This is a genomic window from Azospirillum sp., from assembly GCF_035627195.1.
In the GTDB taxonomy this organism is placed as follows: Bacteria; Pseudomonadota; Alphaproteobacteria; order Azospirillales; family Azospirillaceae; genus Azospirillum.
This window is the reverse complement of sequence record NZ_DASPMG010000387.1, coordinates 1-3992: the sequence shown is the minus strand read 5'-3', so window position 1 is coordinate 3992 and position 3992 is coordinate 1. Positions and strand designations below refer to the sequence as shown.

Here is a 3992-nt window from a genome sequence, read left to right as displayed (position 1 = left end):
CGCGAGACGCTGCCGGAGGGCTTCCAGCGCTCCGAATACCTGCTGGAGCACGGCATGGTGGACATGGTCGTCCACCGCAAGGACCTGCGCGCCACGCTGATCCGCACGCTGGACCTGCTGATGCGCCCGCTGACGCTGGCGGCGCGCGACGAGGAGGACCTGGAAATCCCGGCGCTGCGCGCGGCCAGCGATTCGGCGGAGCCGGACCACGGCGTCCAGGCCGAGGCCGCCGACCGGACCGCCCGGCCGGCCGAAGCCGAACAGCCCGCATAGGACAGGACAGCACCGCATGGCCGTTTCGGAATCCCGCGCCGACCCGGTGCTCGAGCGGCTGAAGGGGTTGCACCCCAAGGTCATCGACCTGTCGCTGGACCGCGTGCACCGGCTGCTCGCCGCCCTCGGCCACCCCGAGCGGCGGTTGCCGCCGGTGCTGCACGTCGCCGGGACCAACGGCAAGGGCTCCACCCTGGCGTTCGCCCGCGCCATGCTGGAGGCCGCCGGGCACCGCGTGCACGTCTACACCTCGCCCCACCTCGTGCGTTTCCACGAACGCATCCGCTTGGCCGGGAAGCTCATCACCGACGAGCATCTGGCGGCGCTGCTGGAGGAGTGCGAGACGGCCAACGGCGGCGGGCCGATCACCTTCTTCGAGGTGACGACCGTCGCTGCCTTCCTGGCCTTCGCCCGCGAACCGGCCGACGCCGTGTTGCTGGAAACCGGGCTGGGCGGCCGGCTGGACGCCACCAACGTGGTGGACCGTCCGGCCGTCACAGCGATCACCCGCATCAGCTACGACCACCGCCAGTTCCTGGGCGACACCATCGAGGCGATCGCCGGGGAGAAGGCCGGCATCCTCAAGCCCGGCGTCCCCGCCGTGCTGGCGCCCCAGCCCGACGGTGCCGCGGCCCGCGTGCTGGCCGGGCGCGCGGCGGCCATCGGCGCGCCGGTGCACCCATGGTCGGTCGAGCCCACGGCAAGCGGCTTCCGCTTCGAAAGCCCCAGGCGGTGCCTGGACCTGCCGCGGCCGGGCCTGACGGGCGCGCACCAGATCGTCAACGCCGGGGTGGCGCTCGCGTGTCTCGACCACCTGCCGCTGGCGGTGGACGACGCGGCGGTGGCGCGCGGCCTTGCCGGCGCCGAATGGCCGGCGCGGTTGCAGCGGCTGACCCGCGGCCCGCTCCCCCAGGCGGTGCCGCCGGGGTGGGAGCTGTGGCTGGACGGTGGGCACAACGATTCTGCCGGCGAGGTGCTGGCGGCGCAGGTGGCGGCCTGGGCGCGGCAGGGGCCGGCGCTGCCGCTCGACCTCGTGTTCGGCATGCTGGCCAGCAAGGAACCGCAGGAGTTCCTGGCCCCCCTGACGCCCTTCGTCCGGCGTGTGCGCACCGTCGCCATACCCGGAGAGGAGGCCTCGCTGGGTGCCGCGGATGCCGCCGCGGCCGCGCGCGCCTGCGGCATCGCCGATGCCGAGCCGGCGGTGGACGTGGAATCGGCACTCGGCGCGCTCACGGCGGCTGCGGACGGCCCGTCGCGGGCGCTGATCTGCGGCTCGCTTTATCTGGCCGGATCGGTGCTGGTGGAGAACGGGTAGGAGATCAGCGGCGGCGCGGGCGGGCGGCGGGTTCGCCGTCCTTGTGGGCCGGGTCCCTGTGGCCTGCGTCCTTGTGGCCTGCGTCTTTTTCGGGGCGATCGAGTTCCAGCATCCCACGCAGCTTCGCCAGCGTCTCGTTCAGGTGCGAGATCCTGGCGGGCGGCTGGGGGATGGGCGGGAGCGGCTCCTCGGGCATCGCGTGGACGGCGGGCTCACCACGCTCCACCTCGTCCGTGTCGTCGGACGCAAGCTCGGGATCGCGGATGGCGAAGGACAGGATCTCGTCATCGGAAATGTCGTCCAGGTTTTCCTGCTCGTCTTCGGCGGGCTCATCCTCCTGGTCGGGCGGCGTCTCGCTTTCGTCCTCGTCCGCATCGCGGTGCCGGTCGGCGATCAGGCTGCGCAGCGCGGCGATGGTTTCGTCGAACGGCTCGTCGTCGTCATGCGCCGCCGGCTCGGCCCGCGCGGGCTCGGGATCTTCCGCTTGGGGTTCCTCCGGCTCCGGCTCCTCCGGCTCCGGCCCCTCCTCGGCGGCCTTTTCGACCAGGGCGCGCAGGGCCGCGAGGCTCAGCTCCATTTCGCTCGCCGAGGGCGGCGTGCTCTCGCGCGGGCGGAAGAACGGCTCGCGCTCCTCTTCCTCCTCAATGAGTTCGGCGATCACGGCGCGGGGATCGGGTGGCCGTTGGGCCGGCGACGGAAGGGCGGGCGCTTCGGCCTCCGCTTCCTTCTCAGCTTCGTCTTCGGCGATCAAGTCGCGCAACGCGGCAAGGCTGCGCTCGAAGGGGATATCCTCGTCCCCGGCGACAACGGTGTCGGGTTCCGGTACTGCCTGTACCTGCCCCTTATCGCCCTCGTCTTCGTCTTGTTCGGGGTGCGCGACGGTGCGCAGGGAGGCCATCGTGCGTTCGAACAGGTCGTCGTCCGCCCCGATGCCCTCGTCCGATTCCGCTTCGACCTCCGCCTCGCGCAACTGAGGCATCAGGTCGACGACATCGTCCTCCTCCTCCTCCGCCTCGACTGTATCCTTACCTGCGGGCGCACGGCCGCCGCGCACGGCATCGAGCAGCCCTTGCAGCGCGGCGATCCCGGCGTCGACGGTATCCTCGTCCTGCGGGGCGGGGGGCGGGGCGGCCAGCGGTCCGGGGCTGCTCTCCACGTCTTTGGAATGGCAGCGCGAACAGCGGTAGTGCGGGGCGATCGACAGCACCGGGTAACTCGGGCCGAAGCGCCGTTCCAGGTCGCCGCGCGCCAGCAGCCCTTCGTGACCGCAGTTGCGGCAACGCATCTGGATGTCGACGTCGATGTCGCGAAGGAACAGGATTCCGGCCATGGGCGCCAGTATACGCGGCGCGCTCCGGCCGGGCTACCCCGGCGGTGGCGTTTCCCCATTGACCGGGTGGCGCAGCGGCTTGATTTGCCGCTGAACCTTCGTGCGAAGCGTGCTATAAGCGACCCCGGCTGCGCCCGTAGCTCAGCAGGATAGAGCACAGGATTCCTAATCCTGGGGCCGTGGGTTCGAATCCCGCCGGGCGCACCATTTTTCCCCCACGTTCGTGTTCGGTGTTCACTGTCGCTTTCGCCTTTAGGCGGGAATTGGCGCTTATGCGTGAGAGAGCGACGTGCATAAGTGAGACGGATCAGGACTCTTCAGCGTCGCTGTCCCCAGCGCTTTCAGTGACTTGGCGGGGCCGTCGAGCGTTTCTGATGTGTCCCGCAGTCCCCACCTTTCGATTCGTCCTCGCGATCCCGATAATCGGTTCCGTCTCGCCTAAAGGCATCGCCGATTAGCTGTCCTCATTGAAGCCGCCGATTCGCCGGATGCGGCGAAGACGCTGGCGCCGGATTCCAGGATCATGGGCTCCCCTGTCTCTATCGATTAGGTGGAGCGATGGCCTGGAGGGATGACGACCGTTGGCCCGGACGGCCAGCTCCCTTGCCGGATGAGTCGATATCGTCCTGGTTCGCTCGGCTCGCCGGTGCGAACGGGCTGCCGCCCAGTGAGCTCTTTGCGATCCTCCAGCCCGGCGGCTACCGTTACCCACGGGATCTCGATCGTCACGCCGACGACGTGCTGCTCCACCGATTGGAGGAGGCGACCGGCATCGATGCGGAGCAGATCAGGCAGGGAACCTTCAGGCGCTGGGCCGGCCGTCTGTTCGGCACCGACGATGGTCTGGTCAAGCTGCCTTGGCTGCCGCCGGCTGGGCGGGAGGACGCCCGCCGCTCCTATGGACAGCAGGTCTGCCCTTGCTGCCTGACGGAGGACGCGCAACCCTACCTGCGCCTGACGTGGCGTCTGGGCTTCCTGGTCGCCTGCCCAAAGCACCGGCGTCTTCTGGTAGACCGCTGCACCTCCTGCGGCGAATCGGTCAACATCCTGCGCCGAAGCCGGACCGAAGGGATG

The 3992-nt window shown here is 70.0% G+C and carries 3 protein-coding genes, 1 tRNA gene and 1 pseudogene; 4 read left to right on the top strand and 1 reads right to left on the bottom strand.

Annotation, left to right across the window (positions count from 1 at the left end):
- Positions 1 to 273: pseudogene (locus VED21_RS33615) on the top strand (acetyl-CoA carboxylase carboxyl transferase subunit beta); the annotation flags it as partial.
- A 16-nt stretch (positions 274 to 289) separates the two neighbouring features.
- Entirely contained in the window at positions 290 to 1588 is a 1299-nt protein-coding gene (locus VED21_RS33610; RefSeq protein ID WP_324890279.1) for a folylpolyglutamate synthase/dihydrofolate synthase family protein, read from the top strand.
- A 4-nt stretch (positions 1589 to 1592) separates the two neighbouring features.
- Here the strand turns inward: VED21_RS33610 and VED21_RS33605 are convergent, their stop codons facing one another.
- Positions 1593 to 2918, bottom strand: coding sequence for a hypothetical protein (locus tag VED21_RS33605; RefSeq protein ID WP_324890278.1), 1326 nt, complete (start codon positions 2916 to 2918; stop codon positions 1593 to 1595).
- A 130-nt stretch (positions 2919 to 3048) separates the two neighbouring features.
- On the opposite strand from VED21_RS33605, the gene VED21_RS33600 reads away from it, so the two are divergent.
- Both VED21_RS33600 and VED21_RS33595 read left to right on the top strand, forming a co-directional pair.
- Positions 3049 to 3125, top strand: a tRNA-Arg gene (locus tag VED21_RS33600).
- A 351-nt stretch (positions 3126 to 3476) separates the two neighbouring features.
- The coding region (locus tag VED21_RS33595) for a TniQ family protein (RefSeq protein WP_324890277.1) at positions 3477 to 3992 on the top strand (516 nt) is incomplete at its 3' end.